Here is a 19,879-nt window from a genome sequence, read left to right on the forward strand (position 1 = left end):
AATACCACCTCTCTTACTTTATATTTATATTGGCAAGTGTTCTATTTTTGTTTAGTTGACCACGGTTCGTAATACTTGTAACGTTCCGATACATAAGCAGATCATCATTTATATCTGTCACAATTTCCCCTTTATATAGCAGTTTCGTTGGCTCATAAACATAAATAAAAAAAGAAATAGGAAGTCCATAATGGAATGATTGATCGTTATTGTGCTCTCTAGTAGTTAGAATTATATAAAGTTTATTATTTTTAAAAAGCATGTGTTCTATATGGTTATGAAAGTCACGTATTCCATCATCTATCTTAGGATTTACTATATTTATAGCTTTTGGACCATCTGAAAAGTCTATATTTGCTATTTGATGTTGGATTGGATAATATTCTTTTTGAAAACTCAATGTTACTATCTCATCATCTTCGTTCACAAAGATATCATATGGATAGGAAGTTGAATCGTCCTGAGATATGGAGATGAAAAAATCATCAAAATGTGCTTCGCCAAGTTCTAACCCATTCATTGTAAAACCTCTTATAACTAAATCGTTCTCTATTTTTATAATCAAAGCGAGTTTTTCTCCTACTGACTCTAAACCAAGTACACTCATATTGTTTTGATCTAAAGGATAGGTTGTAAGGACAGATGCTTCTTCTTTTTCATGTGTAGGCATGAACGAATGACCACCCTCGACAAAATGTAGTTCATAAATCCCATTAAATCCCGAATAATCTGCAGTGGTAGGAACTGTAAAATATATTTTGTCTTCTATAGATGTTAAACCAAACTCCAAAGCATTTGAAAAGCGATTTTGTGTTTGGTTAAATTCTGTTCTTACAAAAGCTAAGCCCACCTTTTCTCTCTCACGTATATTATGATAAATAATGTCAAAGTCATTTTCTCCATATACTTCATACTCTTTTTCTCCTAAAACAAGGGGTCCCCCAGGAATAAATTTATAATTATCATACCGACCGATTGGAGTGTTATATAATTCGGTTCGTGTGTTAATTTCATTCTCTTTAATCGAAAATAACTTACGATGGAGGTCATCTGTCAATTCACCGGTTATAGAAATGTCTTCAAGTATGGATCGGTCACCTTCTATATCTTTAAGATAAAACGTTCCGCTATTCTTGGCAGAGTATACATTTGATATTAGTATAATAAAAAGGAAAATGAAGATAGAAGTAATGAAAATGGTAAAGTACTTTTTTAAAGCTTGCATATCCCCTTCTCCTTTCTAAACAATTGATCCACTCTTAAGAATCTTGACACTTTTCCAAATGAAATAACCACTTAAGATGAACAGTAAACTACCTGTAATATAGAGATTGGAATAAACATAAATAGGGTCACTTAGTCGATAATTTAATATGTAGATAATGATACCAATAGAAAGAGTTATGAAGAAAAATCCAGCAAATCTTTTACTTCTTTCGCATAGCACCCCGTAAAGTGTTCCTGTTACTAAAGCCAAAAATATACTCACAGTTGAAAAAATACCATTTACCGTCATTGGAAAGATTGTTCGAAGAAATTCAGAACGAATGAAAGCAAGGAACAGACCATTTGTCATTACTGCTTCTCCATTCGTTATGTCGTCTATCCTTGAGACATAAATGCTATACCCCCAATATACACTCACTAACTTTGCTGTAAAAAATACTAGGAGGCAGATCATAAAAGCTATAAAATAACTAAAATAGAAAGCTTCTCTTTTAATCGGCAGTGTTAAATATGTGTATATACTTTTGCTTCCCCAATAATGGGAATAAATAGTTACGACAAAATAGCCAATTAATAATAGTAATAATAAAAGAAAAACAATAATTGCTCCTGAAGCTGCGTAAATATTTTCAAATCGTTCAATGACGCTGTGTGGATGTAAGTCTTTTAAGGATAAATGAAGAAGATAGATTGGCAGCAAAATAATACCAATACAAAGGCATAATGTTACCTTTATCATCCTTGTTACTTCATAGTTCACTAACCTGTAAAACCCTCTCATGGCAATAACCTCGCTTGTATTAGTCTCGTAATACACTGTAGATAAAAAATTATTTTTCTTCCCATAGTTCACTAATTAAATCGACAACCTTCTTAAAATCTAAATTTATGTCTTTCGCAGATGAAATGAAACCTTTCACCATCTCTCGTGTGAGTTCTTCTTCAATGTTGTGAAAAATCGTGTCATCTACGTAAATGATGCTTCCTTGATTTCCACTTGTATGCACAAAGCCTTCCTCCTCCATGATTTTGAATGCTTTCTGAACTGTATTTGGGTTAATGTTTAATTGTGCTGCTATTTCTCTTCTGGAAGGTAGTTTCTCTCCATTTACCGCCACCTTCAATAAAATTTGTCGTTTCACATAATAGGATATTTGTACATAAACAGGTTCCGTATTATTGAGTTCTAACTCGTAAAACGTAAACACACAAGTCTCACCTACCTTTTCCTCTTGAGTGTATTATATGTGTAATACACGATTCACGTCAATATAAATTTGTTTTATTTTCCTGTTTTTTTACTCATACCATGCAGTCGTAGGTCTGTCGATTGGATATCCGTGCTTTTCCCTATATCGCTTTCGTTCCTCTGTAAAATCAAACCACTGTTTCTCGCTTTCCGGGTGATTCGCATAATGTATAATACACATAATTTGATCCTCGACACACGGATCCGTCCAATATCCTTCCGCTACTTCCATTTGATGAAACACATCTGGCCAGTGTTTTTCTGCTAGTTGTTCTAACTGGTGATATCCCAGCACATCGACCAGTCTTGTTGCCATAACTTCCCCTATCGATGGAATTTGCTGAAAGGTTGCTAGTCCTTTTAGTTGTTTTGCTCTTAAGATTGTTGTATTTAATACGTTCGCTAATTCTTCCGTTGATTTAGTATGTATTTCACTTAACTTAATTTTATGTTTTCTTAGCATTGCTCTATCTTCCTTAGATAAAGGCAATTTAGGGTTTTTACTATGAGTCATTTTATCACCTATCTTTTCATTATTTTATAAAAAACAGTTCAGTCTTTTTAATTATCAAGTGCTTTCTTGGCTTTCTCAATAGCTTTTTTATTTTCATTTTTTATGTCGTTTAGCATTTTAGTCATTATTTTAGATGAATCAGACATACTCATTTTCTGAAACCTCCTTCTATTACTGATAGAGTTCTCCGTTAAATTTTATTAAGCTCTGTTAAGGAGATTTCCTTCGCAATTAGCTCATACGAACGAATGCGAGATTCATGACTGTTTGTTATAGTAATAATCATTATTTCATCCGCTCCATATTGACGTTGCATATCATGAAGTTTCTGTACGACCTCTTGTGGGTCACCAATCACCATGTTATTTTTCATATCTACGAACATTTGTTCTTGTTCGAGCGTAAGTTCATAATTATCTGTCTCACTATCTTTTGCAATCTGATTTTTCCGTAGAAAACTATGATAAGCTAATTCATCTGCAGCTTCCGTTGTTTCCCCACATATTGCAGAAACAGCTAAAATCGCCTCAGGTTTTTCCTCGGGCGTTCTACCTTGAAAGTTTTCTTTATAGGTTTTTATAATTTCCATACCGTCTTTCTCACTCATGAATTGTCCAAACGCATATGCCGTTCCGTTTTCAGCAGCAAGTACTGCACTTTTCTCACTTGTACCGAGCACCCATACTTTGGGGGAGACTTCAGGAACGGGAGTTGGTTTGATTTTAGAAAACATTTCTTCCGATGAAAAATCTTGATGGAGAAACTTGATTAGCTCTTTTAAGTCCTCAGGTAATTTTCGAACCTTCTCTAAAAAGTTACCAGAAAGAGCAATTGTCGCCTCTGCAGATCCTCCAGGTGCTCTACCAATTCCTAAATCAATTCGATTTGGAAATAAGGTCGCCAGCAAATTAAACGTTTCCGCAACCCGATAAGGACGGTAATGTGGCAGCAACACAGCTCCCGCTCCAAGTTGGATCTCCTTCGTATGTGCACCAATATAGCTAATCATCACTTCCGGTGCGGGACAAGCAAGAGCATTGATATCATGATGCTCCGCAATCCAATATCGTGAAAACCCAAGATCCTCGCCTAGCTTCGCCAACTTCAAGGACTCCTGAAGTGCCTGCGCAGCAGTTTTCCCAGGGAGAATTGGGGATTGGTCTAAAATACTAAGTTTCATCGTATTGAAATCCTTTCTCTATGAATTATATCGGTTACGATTGTGCATCCATATCAGCGATACCGCTCTTCCTTATAAGGATTCGCCGTCATAGAATAGCCAAGTTCTTCCCAAAATCCCTCTTCATCTTCCTTCATGAATTGAATACCCGTTGCCCATTTCGATCCCTTCCACAAGTAAAAGGAAGCTGGAGGAATAAACCGCAATGGATAGCCATGTTTTGGAGAAATATCAGACCACTCGTTATTATCATCCTTCCAGCGATAGACGAACAACGCATCATCCCCCATTAAATCCTTCAAAGGTAGATTTGCAGAGTAACCAAAAGGATCCCCGTTATAATATCCGTATATTTTGACATAGTTTACGTGAGGATGTAGTTCCACTTTTTTTATCAATTCACGCATGGCAATGCCCTCGAACGCTGTACCAAACTTAGACCACGTTGTCACACAATGCATATCAATCGAGGAAATGGTTTTCGGTAACTTCATCACTTCCGAGTAAGTCAACGTCTTCTCCGCTTCCACTTCGCCAAACAATTTAAAGGACCAACTAGCTTCGTCAAATTCATATACTTCTCCCTGATGCAAAACTGGCCATTTTTCCGTTTCAAACTGACCAGGAGGTAATTTATTTTCCATTTCCGCTCACCCCTTCTATGTAAAAACAAAGTTTGTTTGATTGTCTTGGTGAAAATGATACCTATTTCGTGATTTTTTAGCAAGAAAGTTGAAATGCTATTAGTAAAGAGCTGTTTATAGGGGGAAAACGAAGGGCAAAACATCGATTTGTTGGAAAAGATTTTACAAATCTTACAATTGAGGCATATATACTTACAATTGGGAGCAGGAATCTTACAATTTAATCACTAATTCTTACAATTTACCCTTGGAATCTTACAATTACAAAATTCGACACGAGGAACCACCACTCACCCTAAGTCATTTCATTTTGATCGACCTTCACTTCCTGTTAAAATAAAGACGAATTGTTATATAGTAACTTTTTGTAAGCTAGATACCCACCCAAACAAGCAAATCAAAGAAAGTAGTTGATTTATAATGCATATTAATAGACCAGCAAAATCCATAACTGAAATACCATTTTCCGTTCTGGACCTTGCTCCTATTGTGCAAGGAGGAACAGCATCACAATCATTCAAAAACTCCATCGAGCTCGCTCAGCTCACGGAAAAACTAGGGTTCCACCGTTACTGGCTGGCAGAGCACCACAACATGCCAGGAATCGCGAGCTCCGCGACTTCTGTAGTGATCGGCCATATAGCAGCACATACATCATCCATCCGAGTGGGGTCCGGTGGCATCATGCTTCCAAACCATTCCCCACTTGTGATTGCAGAACAATTTGGAACACTGGAAGCAATGTTTCCTAACCGAATTGATTTAGGACTTGGGCGTGCACCGGGAACAGATCAGCGAACAGCACATGCACTAAGAGGAGCAAACTATACAAATGGTGATGACTTTCCAGAACAACTAGAACAACTACAAGCGTATTTCGAAGGCTCTGAACAACTCCCAGTTCGAGCAATTCCAGGAGAACGAGCAAACGTGCCTATTTGGTTATTAGGCTCTAGTGGATTCAGTGCTCGTCTATCAGCACAACTCGGAATGCCATTTGCTTTTGCAAGTCATTTTTCACCGGAAAACACGATTCCAGCGCTTCAATTGTATTATGATAACTTCCAGCCATCGGAAGAGTACAAAGAACCTTATGCAATGGCAGCGGTTAATGTTATCGTAGCGGACACAGATGAAGAAGCAGACTATCTTGCAACATCCATTAAACAAACGTTTCTCAACTTATTTCGAAATACGCCTTCACAGCTACAGTCTCCTGTGAAAAACATGGAAGATTTAATGAGTACCTATGAAATGACACTGTTAGAAAAACAATTAGGCTCTTCCATTATTGGTAGTCCAACAACGGTGAAGAAAAAGCTCCAGGGCTTCCTTAATGAAACGAAAGTCGATGAGATCATGGTAAGTACCATGGTATATGACCATGATGCCCGGTTACGATCTCATGAACTAGTTGCAGGAATAACCGGAATTCAAAACAGATAGACGTTGTTTTCCCAAAACAAAAAGAAAAAGCTTCGCATCCATGTAACAAAAGGTGCGAAGCTTTCTTATTTATTTAGCTGAGATCACGTGTTCGTTCCAATCTTTATCTCGCACAAAAGGGCCAATGCTCATGCCTCCATCCACATAATACGAGGAACTACCATCATCAGAGAAGATGAATCGTGGCATGGAACGGAGCAAGGAATCCTCCACCCGCTCAATAATTTCTTCTGTCAAAGGGAAATACAGCAGCAAACTATTGTTCTCCACTTCCAAAGGCAAGGACAGCTGTTCCCCTTCATCGATCACTTTGTATCTTTCGTCGGTACTGAAATCCCAATCATTTAAATAGAGGACTTCCGCCTCTAAATATTCGTCTGACATTCCTGGGAACCAGTAATGAATATCCTCCAATACTGCATGGCTCGAGTCACCTTCTAAATGGAATATATATCCCTTCATCACACTGTGGTCATCGCTCAACACGGGAGAATACCCTTGCATTTCCCACGCATTAGGCGATTCAGAGCCTATAGGAACAATCGGCAGTATTTTGTATGTGTCCTGCAGTGGGAAAACGAAGTCCTTCCCACTGATGGTGAATTGAAATTCATCTAACTCATAAGAATCTTTTAAAGAATTCGTTAATGGATAATAGCTCATAAGAGATTCTTCGGCCATAGCCTCTGCGTTCACATACAATTCTATCTCTGTAGTAATGACTCTGTCATACCAATCACCGGCAGAATAAGACAACACATAACCGCCCTCCATGGTACTAATAATATCCCCGTCGGAATCGATCAACAAAATATCGTCTAGTGTAGGCGCTTTTTCCCAAGGATGTGCTTTTACCCATTGAACAGGCAATGAAAAAGGGATCGTTTTATCAGCTTTATCTACCTCTGCTATGGCCAAACCAGCTTGCTTTTCAACATATACCCCACTTGATAAAGGAGATTGTAAACTCCACCATAAAATTGACAAGCCAATGATAATGATCAATCCAATTGCTATTCCGAACCACCACTTTTTCATCCTATGTTCTCCTCCCAACAATAAGCCAATATCTCCCATAATATCATAAAATTCAGAAAAACAAGCAGTAAAAAAACAGCTACTATCATTACGATAATAACTGTTATTTGGTTCCATCCTATTTACTCACTAAGAAAGTTTCTTCGTAATTTGTAGCCAACTTAAAAACAATTAACCGTTCCCCAGTACTTGTACTTATATCTGTATGAAAGCTAATCACTTTTTCACCTGTGATCTCTTTCATCATCTCCCGTAACGTCTCAACACCAGTCTCCACTAAATCCGTCCGAGTCTTCTTAATTTGCGACTTGCCCTCTTTTGTTTTGCTAAGGGTATATTCCGCAGGAGTCAGCACTCCCTGTAGCGAAACGATAATCATATCACGCAAAATATCCGTCTTCACAGATACAGACCCACGGCCAAGATAATCCTTTTCCCACTGCGTTAACGTCTTACTAATCTCCGCTTCGATAAAACCTTTTGATTTACTCATCTATCGTCACCTTCATCTTTTACTATGAAAAAAGTGTAGCGGTTCTAACTCAACGTGTCAACTCTTATTCGTGTACTGGATTTTCCTTATAAACTGCTGCCTTCTCTGATTTCACAGGCACCACAACAAATCGAGCCAGCACCAACGCTAGTACACAGAACAACGCGGCAACAAAAAATGCTGAAGTAAACGGAAGCATCCCTACAATAAATGGACCAGCAAACGCAGAAATACCATACGCCTGATACATCAATCCATAATTACTCCCCATGTTTCGCGTTCCATAATAATCAGCCGTAATCGAAGGATACAAAGATAAAAACCCACCGAAACAAAATCCAATTACCGACACAGTCACTAGAAACATAGGATAATTCATCACACCAAGACTCATATAAAACAACGTAACAGCGGTCAATCCGTAAACAAACATCAACGTATTTTTTCGACCAAAACGATCCGAAATATTCCCTAACACAATCCGGCCACCCGCATTAAACAACGCAATCACCATCACCGCATTCGCAGCACGCTCCACCGTCAACGCAGCAACCTCTACACCAATATCCACCGCAAAACTGATTACCATAAGCCCAGCCATACTTCCGAATAAGAACATAAACCATAACAAGTAAAACGGTGTCGTTTTCACCATCTCTTTTGGAGAAAACTGAGCGTCATTACTCCTAATCAAGTTCTGTACTGATCCAGTTGCTGGTTCTGAAGCAGGAGGATTTCGCAGCAACTGTGCCCCTGCAACCACGCAAACAAAGTAGATTAACCCAATATAGAAAAAAGACTGAGAAACTCCAACGTTTGCAATAAATAGATTGATGATTGGTTTAAAAATAAGTCCACCTAATCCAAAACCTGCTACGGCAATACCACTAATAAGTCCTCTCTTATCAGGGAACCACTTCACACATGCGGAAAGAGGACAAACATACGTGAGCCCGATACCAATTCCACCAATCACTCCATAAAAGATGTATAGCTGTGTTAATGTTGTTGCTTGACTTGCTAATAATAAACCAATTCCAAGAAATACTCCCCCTGCGGTAGCAACCCAGCGAGGACCGATTCGATCCTGAAGCCTCCCAGCAAAGATCGTCACAAATGCAAACACCGCAATAGTAATAGAGAAAGTGAACACTACCCCTTCACGATCCCAACCGAATTTTTCAATAAGTGGCGTGTTAAACAAACTCCACGCATATACCGCTCCTAAGTTAATTTGAATAATAATTGCTCCTAGTACTACAAACCATCGATTCATATTGTCTACCTCCTTGAATTTGGAAATGGCAATTATAGAAAAAAAGAGACCAACGTAGGATGAATAACTGCTATTCATCCACGTTGGTCTCTATTGTACGCACTATAAAAAGTGATTACGTTAGCAACCAAATATATTATTGTAAGTTTTCCATGCAGAAGTTTTACGGACTTCCTTTCCCCCTGTTCAAAAGAACATTGGCAAAAGCTACCCAGACTTCTATGTATGATATTTAACTTAGTATACGGCATATTTTCTCACACTGTCAATGATTTTGTTTTTCATGTGAAATCTATAAGACATATTATATAATAGAGCGATAACGATGTAGAAAGATTGGTGACAAATCATGTTTAAATCTATTTGTGTATTCTGTGGCTCTAACTTTGGTGTAACGGAAATTTATAAACAGCAGGTGATTAAATTAGGAAAGATGTTAACTGAGAAGCAAATTGGCTTAGTGTATGGCGGAGGAAATGTGGGGTTAATGGGCGAACTTGCTCGGTCTGTATTAGAAGAGCAAGGAAAAGTAATTGGGATTATACCGAAGAAAATATATGAGAACGTAGAGCATGTAGAGTTAACAGATCTAGTTGTGGTGGATACAATGCATGAGCGAAAAGCAAAAATGTATGATGCAGCGGATGGATTTATCGCTCTTCCAGGAGGCATCGGTACGATTGAGGAGTTAACAGAAGCATTAACGTGGCAACAATTAGGATATCATCATAAACCAATTGGTGTGTTGAATATAAATGGATTTTTTGATCAACTCATCTCATTTTTCCAACATCAAGTAGATCAAGGGTTTATCAAGCAGGAATTCCTAGAGGGTTTGATAGTGTCTGATGATCCAAAGGAAATACTTAGCTTGATGGAAAAATTCACGCCAAGTAAAGAAAATAAGTGGATGTAAGTGTGAAAAAACAGGGTTACGAATGTTTGTTCGTTATCCTGTTTTTTTGTCTGCATCACATTCTTTTATCCGATTTGCTCTTGGTTTTCTTCATCCAATAATTGTTTTTCCAGAAGTAAGCGGTTATTTGGTAGTTCTTGTAGATTTTTCTTTTTTAGTAAATATAAAAAATTCTGAATCGGCATTGTTCCGTATCCTCTTGGACCATTATGATCCTTCAATCTGAATTGGACAGACTTTTCATTCTGGCGAAAAATGATCATCGTTTCTGCATGAAAAAAAATATCTTTGTATTGATTGGAAATAGCATATTCCATTCCATTATGATCGGGCATATTGATACTCCTTTACCAAGATTTATATTAGTATTCCAATTTTCTCTATATACATTCATGGTAACTAAGTTATCGAAAATGTCGCCACTGCGGCCTTTTGATATCAATTTTTCAATCAGCTTCAAGATTACCTCTAGAACGTTAAGTTCAGGTGCAATAAGATCTTTATCATTTCCTACAAATCAAAAAAACGCTCTACTCTATTGTAGAAACGCTATCGTAACTAATTATATCCTGAGGGAGAACCCTACCTCTTCTCCCTCACATTCACTCTGAGGAATCTGCGTTAATATTCATGTTTGTTAGATCGTTCGGAGATTATATCTTCAATGATTCTTGAATGGACTGTAGCCCACGCACGCTCCTTGAAATGAATATATACACTTATAAAAATCGCGATCAAAAAAGCGATTGCAAATGTAATCCAGACATAATTACTTGCTGCATCAAAGTAGGAATGGAGTTGCTTACTAAAAATAAACAGTATCCAAGGAACAGTTGTGACTAATATGGGAATTAACCCAGATCCATTTTTTTCTTTGATAATACGATAATGAATATTTTCTAATGTTGTCGTCGTTAAGGATCGATAAAAAAATCTGATATCCTTTATCTCCTGTAGTTCTTTTAACTCTTGGAGGTTATTCCCTTCTGTATGGTTTCTCCTTATTTTTAAGTAAAACTTATGAGCGTCACCTCGGAAAGAAATCATGTCTTCCCTCCTTCATATCAATTGTGCAACGTATAGCAAAATGTAAGACAAGAGGGTAAACCAGCAGTACTAATTGAATCTTTTTAGTTTATCGTGGAACGTGTGTTTTCTAATTTCCTATTATTGTTTGCAATGACTGTACAGGTATACGTTCAACATAATTTGGAAGTAATACAAACAGTTGTTTAAAGTTAATTATCAAATAAGAAAAGCGCAAGGCGCATTCTCAGGACCGAAATGCAAATGTTCTGGACGATAAAAAGTGCTTTTTACTTTTTAATCGGCCAGAACATTTGACACGAGGTCCTGGCGCCTGGAGCTAGACACCTTTCTAAGTTCAAAAATTTTATTAATTCTATCCTTCAAAAAAAAGGGGGTGAATACCTCCTTTTACATTTAAGATAGTGTTTTCGGTAGACGAACTGATAATGTAGTACCTTCGTTTACTTTACTTTCTATTTGCAAACTACCTTGATGGTTTTTAATAATTCGATTACATATCATCAATCCTAAACCAGTTCCTTTTTCTTTATTACTATAAAAAGGTTCTCCAAGTTTTTTCAAACGTTCTGGTGGGATCCCAATTCCTTTATCCATTATTTTTATTACTATCGTTCCATCTTCTTGTTCTGCAGTAATATAAATTTTCCCACCATTCGGCATCGCTTCAATAGCATTTTTAATAATATTAATAAACACTAATTTTAATTTATCTTCTTCCCCTTCCATATAGGGTTCAGGAAGATCACACTCCTGCACTAACTCTATGTTGTGTAAAAGTGCTTCTGCAGAAAGTAATGATACGGTACTTTCAATAACAGTCTGTACATTTATTTTCTCAATATTTGATACTTGTGGTTTCCCCAATATTAATAAATCGCTAATGGTTTGTTCAATACGATCCATTTCATCAATCATAACATGCAAGAATTCTTGTCCATGTCCTGATTTCATTAGTTGTGTAAATCCCTTTACAGTTGTCAATGGATTGCGAATCTCATGAGCAATTCCTGCAGCTAACTGACCAATTACCGAAAGCTTTTCTGAGCGGTACATAAGTTCCTCTGTTTTTTTATGCTCTGTGATATCGCGCAATACTATCTGGAAAGTTTCTCGATTACGATATACTCTTGGCAGAACTTTTACTTCTACTTGTTTAGTATCAAAATCGCATCGCAGAACTGTCACTTCCAATGTTTTATTGTTATGATCTACGAAGTAATTTCGTATTCGTTGTTCATCATCTTTACTGATGAATTCTACAATATTTTTCCCAATAATCTCTTCTTTTCTTGTTACTCCGAAAAGCTTTACTCCAGCTTGATTAAGATAAATCCAATATCCATCAAGTGTAATAATTCCTACAGTGTCTTGGAAGTTTTCCACTAATAACTCATATTTCGTTTTGTTTTCTTGTAATTCTAACTCGGCAATAATATTATGTGTAACATCCCTTGTGATGCATAAATATTCTATTGTATCGCCATTCCTATGCTTCTTACAGGAAGTTTCAAACCAAATGTATTCTCCACCTTTTTTTCTAACGCGGTAATTCGTTCTTGTTGAAGATACATCGTATTGAAACAACCGTTTGATTTTTTCTCTATCATCAGGATGGCAGATATTATGAAGTGATTTACCTAATAGTTCTGTTGAATCATAACCCAATAATTGTTTTACTGTTGGGGAAATATAACTAATCATACCTTGATCCGTATGACACGTATATAAATCAGTACAATGCTCCATGAACTTCTGGTAACACTCTGCATCACTTTGCCCTTTTGTATACTTGGATTCATCAATAAGCCTACTGATCATTCTGATAACTCCTTCTGGGAAATCTTCCTCTTATGTGAGAATAAGTTAGTAATATACAAGCAAAATCATTTAGTATTAGAAATTATATCCCCGATTTTTATTAAATTATTTCGACTATAGTACTTTCTATGAATGAATATTCAATTCCTGCTTGTTTGGAAAAATATTGTATAAGGCTTTTGGACTAAATTAAAAACTCCTACTATGAATTTAGTAGGAGTGTCTTCATTAATTCGTTTCTTTTTCCTTTTGACCCGTGTTTTTAGCTTTGCTATTAAGTGGTTGACATAAGCGATAATACGAAAAGAAACACACAATAATGACTAACTCCATTAGTAAACCAATTGATTGAGCAAGTGCTCCAATCGCACCATTCCAATGGGAAAAATATCCTATCGTTACAAATAATACAAGAACTGTAACGGCTAAGTTCGTCATTTGTGAGACGATCATAAATCGAGTTTGGTTTTTCAGCATCAGCATTCCATTGAAAAAGTCTAAATAAGGAAAAACAAGAGATAATAGCATAAATATTTTTAGACAATCTAAGCTTGCTACAATTAACCGATCATTCAGCCCCATAATGTTTGCCATAAACCAGGGACCTATTGGTGTGTACGTAAATATACCGAGAAGAATACATGGAAATAATCCAATTATAAAACTAAACTTCACCACTTTCTTCGGATTGTTTTCGAAGAAATTTAATACAATTTGATGAGTGTAGGAAAAAAAACTGATAACGAGCTGAGTAATACTTAGTGCAATGGCATAAGAAGCAATCGCTAATTCGATCATCGATGTTTTCCCCAAAAATATATTGATACTTGGACCGATTAAAACAGTGAAGAAAGAAGAAAGTACAAGTGGAGTATAAAATGTGAAAATTTGTTTTTTCTTTTTAATCTTATGCTCTTCTAGCTCAGATGGAAGGGTCTTAATAAGTCGTTTCCCTTCCCACAAACTTATCATTGCTTCAATTGCCATTCCTGTTAAGAAAATAATAGCTCCTGACCGACCTGTAATAGTGCCTTGAGAGATAAAGTACATAGACAATGCATACATGGCGGAGAGTCGTACAACCATTCCAATCGTTAACCATTTTGTTTTTCGATTATATATAATGACTCCTTGATACAGACATCGCGTCGCAGAAAAAATGGTTACAAAAATAAGTACTTGGTATATGTGCTTAACTTGAAATGCCATTTCATCACTTATTCCAAACACAGAAGCAATGATCCATGTACCTGTAGGGGTAAAAGCAATAAAAGCTGCTAATAAAAATAAACTCGTGACAACATAGAGAAATACATGAAACATCTGTTGAAAGGAGCGTTTATCGCGCACTAACGCCGAACAAGTTTGGCGAAGAAGAACTGCAACTCTTTCTGTGAAAACAAAAATACTCATAGCGATCGCATAGCTCGCTATGATAAACTCAGCATTGTTCGCACGAGCTAGCGTACTATTAATAATAACATGCGAGACTGTAACAAGGCTTGCTGATAATCCAAGAGGAATAAAAAAGAACAATAACGTTTTTATACGAAGTTGTTCACCTTCATCATTTCCCATTTCCCATCACCTTCATGTTTGTTAATTTTATGAACTACTTGTAATATAACAACGTTGTTATTGTATTACAAGATATATTTATAGAGATTTTATGTCATTGTATAGAAGAAGAGTCCTATTAAGTCTTTTTGTGTACCCTGAAAATACACGTATCAATAGCGTTTAACTTATCTAGTATTTCTAATGTTGTTGATTATTATTCCATTCGTTTCAGCCCATTCGTATATAGTTGAAAGTACTAAATACGCCTCAGCGTATTTTTGTTCTCCATCGTGCAAGTAATTATTCACTTCCCTACCTCCACCGAATTCTCCTCATACGTAATCCAATCACTCCAGCTACCTGCATATAGCTTCGGCTTCAATCCCAACTCTGTTAACGCGATGATATTTGCACATGCAGTTACACCGGAACCGCAATACACGATTAACTGCTTCCTATCATCTCGGTACTTTCCTAAGTCCTTCTCTAAGTCTTCTTTTGATTTCCACTCACCTGTCTTTGTCAACCGATGCTGCCAATCTTCATTTACAGCTCCAGGAATGTGACCTGCTACAGGATCGATGGGTTCAATTTTTCCAGTAAATCGTTCTTCTGCACGAGAATCAATCAGAAGTACATTTGGATCATTCAACGAATCCATTACTTCTTCCTTACTTTGAAGCATGTTGTATTGTATGTTTGGTACAAAATTAGTAGGTTCGCTTTCTACGACTTCCTTAGTAGTAGGGTACCCCTTCTTTTTCCAATGTGAAAATCCTTCGTTTAAAATAGCGACGTTGTCATGCCCTACATACTTTAGCATCCACCATAACCGTGCTGCCATTGCTCCACCTTGATCGTCATAAGCAATTACCTTTTTCGACGAATCGATACCAACCCTACTCAACAATTGTACAAATTTCTCTATGTTTGGTAGCGGGTGTCTACCGCCATGCTTACTGATGGTAGCGGAAAGATCTTTTTCTAAATCAAAATAGAGTGCCCCAGTTAGATGATCCTTGTTAAATTCTTCTAGACCTTTTGTAGGCTCACCAAGCTGAAAACGACAATCTACAATTACCACTGACTTATCTTCTACTCTATCTCTTAACTCTTCTGAAGTAACGATATTTTTGTATATCATTAGCATACTCCCCTCTCTTTTCCCTACCTAGAAGTTCGCTAATAATAGACCATTTCCTCTAAAATAATAATTGTTTATATAGACTAGACCCCCAATATTAAAAACGGGATGGATAAATAAATATTTCATCTAATGGGAATAATACCCTTAGGAGGTGCAATGTTTATGACAAATCCTTATTTATGCCCAAGCTGTAAAACAAATCGATCTCGTTTTAATATTATCGAACAAGTAGCAACACCAGTAAAATTAGATCCACAGTCAGGAGAGGTTGTCCAACAATTCACGAATGATAACCTAGATCCATTTCACGTTGCTTACAAAGGACCTGCACAAAAAATTCAATGTGGATCCTGTGGCTTAGTAGAAGATGAAAAAATGTTCGTTAGTTTCGCTTCCAGTAATAAACGCTAATTTACAGGGGCATTCTCCTCTCCAACACAGAAAGAATGCCCCCTATATGAAAAATTAATTAAACGTTTATTTAAAACAACACATATAGATATAATAAAAAATATGCCTTCCATCCCTCACTATATCTGACCATTTACACAACCAACACACTCCAAAACAATTTTTTTACAAAGAAAAAACACTAAAATCTAAAAACTTGAATAGACATGTAGTAAGAACTGAGGACCCGAAAGCGAACTTTTTCTGTGTCTTCGATAGAACATTCTATTTTAGTAAATCATCTTATGAAAAGAGAGGAAAGAATAGGTGTTTATATGAGGAACCTAAGAGCTCTTAACTACTCATTTGAAAATCTGCATGAAAAAAATATGACGTTTGAACAAGTGTTCGAAAGAATTGTTAAATTTATGAATCGTGATCCAAATGGCACATACCGACTCATGTTTGGTACGGACTCTCAAGTACATCCGAAATACACAAGGTTCGTTACTGGCATCGTCATCCAACAAGAAGGAAAAGGAGCATGGGCTTGTATTCGTAAGGTGAATATACCAAGACAAGTAAATAATCTTCAAGAGAAAATCTCATTAGAAACCTCGTTAACAGAAGAAGTTGCATCCATGTTTACAGATGAAAAAAAAGATCGGCTCATCAACATAGTTCTTCCTTATGTGTACAAAGGTGCCTCCTTTACCATCGAAGGTCATATTGATATTGGTGCAAAGAGTCGCAACAAAACGCGCATTTTCGTAAGAGAAATGGTATCACGCATTGAATCTATGGGTTTAGAACCAAAAATTAAGCCCGACTCGTTTGTAGCAAGCTCGTATGCAAATAGATACACAAAATAAGAAAAATACAGATCTATTCCCGTACAGCAAGTAACGGGATACGTCCTTTATATTTTTCAACCAAAACGGAATTATGACCATCTGCACCCTCTAAATTTCCACTTAAAAAAACTGGAGGCTCAAAACCGTTGCTAGTCATAATCTTTATTGCTTCTGCAAAGATACTATTTACTATCGTCGCTCCAACAACCGTCGACGTGGGTGCAAATGGAACCTCTATTTCATCATGGAACAAAACCGCATCACCAATCTCTGAATGATTATTAATCACTAGATCGACTACATCACCTAACCGCAGCCCCAGCTTATGACGAGGAGGCTGACTTTCTGAATATGTAATCGATGTAACACCAATAACATAAGCCCCTTTTTGTTTAGAAAACAAAGCAACATCCACTGGAACCGGGTTTCTTCCTGACGTAGATAAAACGATCATACAATCGGTTTCATGAATATCCTCACTTTGTATAAAAGAAGCAGCATAGTCATTTTGCCTCTCTAATTGGGAAGATCTGACTACGCCTTCATGGAGCATTAAAGGCTCATGAAAAATAGGCTTTATAGGAGCTAATCCCCCTGCTCGATAGAACACTTCCTCGGTTAAGATATGAGAATGACCACAGCCAAACAATTGGACAATCCCACCCCCTTGAATACTTTCCGCAATCTTCTCTGCAGCAAGTTCCATCTGTTTTTGTTCGTTTAATAAGACCATTTTAAGCTTTTCTTCTATCTTTTGAAAATACGTCGTTATCATAAATTCACCTCGTTTTTCAAAACTTAGTTTATTATAGTAGTTTCTACACTAAAGAAAGGTCTTCCTTCTCGAAAGGACTAAAGATGGCACAAATTGGTTCCTGACGTCTTTTTTCACACGTATCTTCTCTAAAAAAGACGTGACAACGTCATAACAGGTTCCGTTACCTATCGCAAAACTATCATTTACGTACCAAAATGTATGTGGAAATGTATATTAAATTGCGCTGTATTTAGCAGTGCTTTTTGTTTTAAAAAAATAACCCAGTTATACATGATTGGACCCACTCGGACTAATAAGAAAATCAGCAACATGGGTTGATATAATAGGGGGAGAAACTACCCTTATTTCCCCCTATCCAAGCTATATTCTGAAGCTTAAAAGGAAAATCTCCCCTTATTTTAAGTATCTTTGGTAATTCAAAAGGAAAAAACTTCGTATGTTGCAAAAATCAATCTTCACAATCATCCCCACTAGCTTTAAGTGCTTAATTTCACAATCTCTGGTTTCTCACTACTATCATTTTAACGTAAAAAACCATACTTCCTTTTGACAACAAGGGAAAAAGATAGTTGGGGTACATTGTCCAGTGCAAGTTTACATTTCAATCTACACTTTTGTATGTTACTTGAGTGTATAGAAATATATTGTAATATGGAAATGAAAGGACAAATGGCTTTATATCACAATAAAAAAGTGACTAGAAATTACAGAACAATTCAGTAGTCATTTTACGTTACATTTTTAATGTTTGCGATAGGTAACTTAACCCGTTACACAACGTCACACTCTCTTTTTTTCAAATCAATAGGCATCTCGCACCTTGAGGAAACTAAACATATATGAAAAATCAGCTCTCCTTTATTAAATAACGAAAGAGCACGAAACATATTGTTCGTGCTCTCACGCTGTGTGTGTATACCTGAGCTAATTGTTATTGTTACTCATGTTTTTCCCATAATAAATCTCGTCCATCTCAAGCTGTAGACGTTCTGTTATCTTGTTAATTTCATCATCCTCTAACTGATCTTTTTTCTTACCAAAAAGATAATTATTTAGATCAAAATCCTTCAACTTACATTTTGTATGAAAAATGTTTTCTTGATAAATGTTCACATCGATCATGTCGAACAATTGTTTCACTTCGTCGGGAATATAGTTTTGAATGGAGCTAATATCGTGATCAATAAATAACTTATGACCATTAATATCACGTGTAAAACCACGAACACGATAGTCCATCGTCATAATATCCGTATCAAAGGAATGGATTAAATAGTTAAGCGCTTTTAACGGAGAAATTTCTCCGCAAGTGGCAACATCAATATCTGCACGGAACGTACTAATGCCTTCGCTCGGATGATATTCAGGGTATGTATGAACAGTAATATGACTCTTATCTAAGCTCATGGTCACCGCTTCCGGTAAAGGACCTGGTGATTCCTCGAAACGCTCCGAAGGAACCTCCACAACGGGTCCTTCGGAAACTAACATAGTCACACTTGCCCCTTGTGGCACATAATCCTGCTTTGCCACATTTAGGACGTGTGCCCCAATAATATCCGCCACATTTTTCAGTATGTTTGTTAAACGATCGGCATTATACTGCTCATCAATATAAGCGATATAAGCTTCTCGATCTTTTTTCGTTTCTGTATAACAAATATCATACATATTAAAGCTGAGTGACTTCGTCAGGTTATTGAATTCATGTAATTGTACACGTTGCTCCGGTGTTAATGACAATGTGAATTTCCCCTTTACAACTTTTTATGATAAGCATAGTTACAGATAGTTCTCTGTTGTCCTACTTCTATTTATGTATGATACCCAATCATTTCCGGAAAAAAACAAGAATTGATATCGAAACTGATAACCATCTGGAATTTTAATATACTATTTGGAAGGTCTGCTAAAATATGGTTTAAATCAGTTAGTTAGTTTACATAATATTAATTATGAAAACTAAATATCTGATATTAATTTAAGAATATTAAAAAAATGGTTGAAATTATTTCTGGATCATGTATACTGAAATGGAAATGAATAGCAATAACTAGGGGGGTCCAATGAGTTGGGCTGAGAAAGAAACGCTACGAGGTTTCTTGACCCTTCGGACCTGATCTGGTTCATACCAGCGTGGGGAAGTTAGAATATGTAGTGTTTTTACATACACTTCGATCATATAAGCCGGGTCCAGCCTTATTTTTAAGGTTAGTTCCGGCTTTTTCTTATGATCATTTGAATGTCATCCCCTGCTGTGTTCTAGATCTCGTCCTTTTCACTACACAAAAAAAGGAGA

21 protein-coding genes and 1 riboswitch are annotated in these 19,879 nt (G+C 36.6%); of the genes, 4 read left to right on the forward strand and 17 right to left on the reverse strand.

Annotation, left to right across the window (positions count from 1 at the left end; translation table 11 throughout):
- Window positions 1-13 precede the first annotated feature (13 nt).
- The 6 genes from ACERII_RS06200 to ACERII_RS06225 form a co-directional block, all read right to left on the reverse strand.
- Window positions 14-1,225 carry a hypothetical protein gene (locus ACERII_RS06200; protein WP_373640859.1) on the reverse strand — a complete coding sequence of 404 codons (1,212 nt, stop codon included), beginning with the start codon at window positions 1,223-1,225 and terminating at the stop codon, window positions 14-16.
- A gap of 15 nt (window positions 1,226-1,240) precedes the next feature.
- Complete coding sequence (locus ACERII_RS06205) at window positions 1,241-2,008, reverse strand: hypothetical protein (protein ID WP_373640860.1); 768 nt, start codon at window positions 2,006-2,008, stop codon at window positions 1,241-1,243.
- A 49-nt stretch (window positions 2,009-2,057) separates the two neighbouring features.
- The gene (locus ACERII_RS06210) at window positions 2,058-2,435 is read right to left on the reverse strand and encodes a GntR family transcriptional regulator (protein WP_373640862.1); all 378 of its coding nucleotides are present in this window, start codon (window positions 2,433-2,435) and stop codon (window positions 2,058-2,060) included.
- A gap of 90 nt (window positions 2,436-2,525) precedes the next feature.
- Window positions 2,526-2,939 carry a helix-hairpin-helix domain-containing protein gene (locus ACERII_RS06215; protein WP_373640863.1) on the reverse strand — a complete coding sequence of 138 codons (414 nt, stop codon included), beginning with the start codon at window positions 2,937-2,939 and terminating at the stop codon, window positions 2,526-2,528.
- A 241-nt stretch (window positions 2,940-3,180) separates the two neighbouring features.
- On the reverse strand, window positions 3,181-4,170 hold the full coding sequence (locus ACERII_RS06220; RefSeq protein ID WP_373640864.1) for an LLM class flavin-dependent oxidoreductase: 990 nt from the start codon (window positions 4,168-4,170) through the stop codon (window positions 3,181-3,183).
- Window positions 4,171-4,223: 53 nt separating this feature from the next.
- Window positions 4,224-4,814: a molybdopterin-dependent oxidoreductase gene (locus ACERII_RS06225; protein ID WP_373640865.1), complete on the reverse strand. Its 591-nt coding sequence runs from the start codon at window positions 4,812-4,814 to the stop codon at window positions 4,224-4,226.
- A gap of 420 nt (window positions 4,815-5,234) precedes the next feature.
- On the opposite strand from ACERII_RS06225, the gene ACERII_RS06230 reads away from it, so the two are divergent.
- Window positions 5,235-6,260, forward strand: coding sequence for an LLM class flavin-dependent oxidoreductase (locus ACERII_RS06230; protein WP_373640866.1), 1,026 nt, complete (start codon window positions 5,235-5,237; stop codon window positions 6,258-6,260).
- Window positions 6,261-6,329: 69 nt separating this feature from the next.
- Here the strand turns inward: ACERII_RS06230 and ACERII_RS06235 are convergent, their stop codons facing one another.
- The 3 genes from ACERII_RS06235 to ACERII_RS06245 all read right to left on the reverse strand — a co-directional run bounded on the left by ACERII_RS06235 (window position 6,330) and on the right by ACERII_RS06245 (window position 9,067).
- Window positions 6,330-7,415, reverse strand: a complete 1,086-nt coding sequence (locus ACERII_RS06235; RefSeq protein WP_373640867.1) for a hypothetical protein — start codon at window positions 7,413-7,415, stop codon at window positions 6,330-6,332.
- Window position 7,416: 1 nt separating this feature from the next.
- On the reverse strand, window positions 7,417-7,791 hold the full coding sequence (locus ACERII_RS06240) for a Na-translocating system protein MpsC family protein (protein WP_373640869.1): 375 nt from the start codon (window positions 7,789-7,791) through the stop codon (window positions 7,417-7,419).
- A gap of 64 nt (window positions 7,792-7,855) precedes the next feature.
- Window positions 7,856-9,067 (reverse strand): L-lactate MFS transporter, encoded by a 1,212-nt coding sequence (locus tag ACERII_RS06245; RefSeq protein ID WP_373640871.1) that lies wholly within the window; start codon window positions 9,065-9,067, stop codon window positions 7,856-7,858.
- A 349-nt stretch (window positions 9,068-9,416) separates the two neighbouring features.
- On the opposite strand from ACERII_RS06245, the gene ACERII_RS06250 reads away from it, so the two are divergent.
- Entirely contained in the window at window positions 9,417-9,983 is a 567-nt protein-coding gene (locus ACERII_RS06250) for an LOG family protein (protein WP_373640873.1), read from the forward strand.
- A gap of 65 nt (window positions 9,984-10,048) precedes the next feature.
- Here ACERII_RS06250 and ACERII_RS06255 read toward each other — a convergent pair whose 3' ends face one another.
- The 6 genes from ACERII_RS06255 to ACERII_RS06280 all read right to left on the reverse strand — a co-directional run bounded on the left by ACERII_RS06255 (window position 10,049) and on the right by ACERII_RS06280 (window position 15,555).
- Window positions 10,049-10,318, reverse strand: coding sequence for a hypothetical protein (locus ACERII_RS06255; protein ID WP_373640875.1), 270 nt, complete (start codon window positions 10,316-10,318; stop codon window positions 10,049-10,051).
- 286 nt (window positions 10,319-10,604) lie between these two features.
- Window positions 10,605-11,030, reverse strand: coding sequence for a hypothetical protein (locus tag ACERII_RS06260; protein ID WP_373640877.1), 426 nt, complete (start codon window positions 11,028-11,030; stop codon window positions 10,605-10,607).
- A gap of 396 nt (window positions 11,031-11,426) precedes the next feature.
- Complete coding sequence (locus ACERII_RS06265; RefSeq protein WP_373640878.1) at window positions 11,427-12,851, reverse strand: PAS domain-containing sensor histidine kinase; 1,425 nt, start codon at window positions 12,849-12,851, stop codon at window positions 11,427-11,429.
- Between the two features lie 228 nt (window positions 12,852-13,079).
- Complete coding sequence (locus ACERII_RS06270) at window positions 13,080-14,429, reverse strand: multi antimicrobial extrusion protein MatE (RefSeq protein ID WP_373640880.1); 1,350 nt, start codon at window positions 14,427-14,429, stop codon at window positions 13,080-13,082.
- 167 nt (window positions 14,430-14,596) lie between these two features.
- Window positions 14,597-14,719, reverse strand: a complete 123-nt coding sequence (locus tag ACERII_RS06275) for a hypothetical protein (protein ID WP_373640882.1) — start codon at window positions 14,717-14,719, stop codon at window positions 14,597-14,599.
- On the reverse strand, window positions 14,716-15,555 hold the full coding sequence (locus ACERII_RS06280; protein ID WP_373640883.1) for a sulfurtransferase: 840 nt from the start codon (window positions 15,553-15,555) through the stop codon (window positions 14,716-14,718). The genes ACERII_RS06275 and ACERII_RS06280 overlap by 4 nt, the downstream gene beginning before the upstream one ends.
- A gap of 165 nt (window positions 15,556-15,720) precedes the next feature.
- Between ACERII_RS06280 and ACERII_RS06285 the strand changes: the two genes are divergently transcribed.
- Together ACERII_RS06285 and ACERII_RS06290 are read left to right on the forward strand one after the other, a co-directional pair.
- Entirely contained in the window at window positions 15,721-15,969 is a 249-nt protein-coding gene (locus ACERII_RS06285; RefSeq protein WP_373640884.1) for a DNA alkylation repair protein, read from the forward strand.
- Between the two features lie 314 nt (window positions 15,970-16,283).
- Complete coding sequence (locus ACERII_RS06290) at window positions 16,284-16,820, forward strand: ribonuclease H-like YkuK family protein (RefSeq protein ID WP_373640886.1); 537 nt, start codon at window positions 16,284-16,286, stop codon at window positions 16,818-16,820.
- Between the two features lie 13 nt (window positions 16,821-16,833).
- On the opposite strand, the gene ACERII_RS06295 is transcribed toward ACERII_RS06290, so the two are convergent.
- The gene (locus tag ACERII_RS06295) at window positions 16,834-17,577 is read right to left on the reverse strand and encodes an SIS domain-containing protein (protein ID WP_373640888.1); all 744 of its coding nucleotides are present in this window, start codon (window positions 17,575-17,577) and stop codon (window positions 16,834-16,836) included.
- Between the two features lie 927 nt (window positions 17,578-18,504).
- Window positions 18,505-19,323, reverse strand: coding sequence for an adenosylmethionine decarboxylase (speD, locus tag ACERII_RS06300; RefSeq protein ID WP_373640890.1), 819 nt, complete (start codon window positions 19,321-19,323; stop codon window positions 18,505-18,507).
- Window positions 19,324-19,625: 302 nt separating this feature from the next.
- A riboswitch (TPP riboswitch) is annotated at window positions 19,626-19,740 on the forward strand.
- Window positions 19,741-19,879: the final 139 nt, after the last annotated feature.

This window comes from Evansella sp. AB-rgal1, assembly GCF_041820985.1.
In the GTDB taxonomy this organism is placed as follows: domain Bacteria; phylum Bacillota; class Bacilli; order Bacillales; family Salisediminibacteriaceae; genus Evansella.